The following is a 576-nucleotide window of genomic DNA, read 5'->3' on the forward strand; positions in this document are numbered from 1 at the left end:
TTCCTAGATCTCCACCACGAGGCCGCCGTCGAACGCAGGGTTCTCCCGCCCGTCGGCCCACGTGCCGTCCCGCCGCTGGTGAGAGGTGTCGTGCCCTCTCGGGTTGGCCACGACACGGGTCCGACCCACGACGTAGTCGGCGCTCCGATGCACGTGCCCGTGGATCCAGATGTCGGGCGCGCCCGCCCCCTCCATGAGGGCCGACAGGTCGCTGGCGTAGGCCGCGTCGATCGTCTCGCGGACCTCCCCGTGCAGGAGGGAGCGCGCGTTCGGGGCATGGTGGGTGACCACGATCCTTGGGCCGTCCCACTCCGCCGCAAGGGCTTCCTCAACCCTCGCGCGGTGCCGGGCGTGGAGCGCGGCCGCCTCCTGCGGACGGAACGCGGCGGGAACCCCTGCCGCGTCGCGCGTTTGGATCCGCCGGTGATCCCTCATCCCCGTGTGCCGGTCGCCGCATGCCGCCATGGCCGCCGCCCGGGTGCCCTCCCCGCCGATCCTGTAATCGGACCACAGCGTCGCCCCGATAATCTGGACCCGACCCAGGTTCAGGACCTGGCCGAGGTCGAGAAGGCGGAT

General features: G+C 71.9%; 1 protein-coding gene. It reads right to left on the reverse strand.

Annotation, left to right across the window (positions count from 1 at the left end):
• Positions 1–3: 3 nt before the first annotated feature.
• Positions 4–576: metallophosphoesterase family protein (locus tag VP06_RS37625; protein WP_048468147.1), on the reverse strand; the 573-nt coding region annotated here is incomplete at its 5' end.

The sequence above is a fragment of the Methylobacterium aquaticum genome (assembly GCF_001043915.1).
Taxonomy (GTDB): domain Bacteria; phylum Pseudomonadota; class Alphaproteobacteria; order Rhizobiales; family Beijerinckiaceae; genus Methylobacterium; species Methylobacterium aquaticum.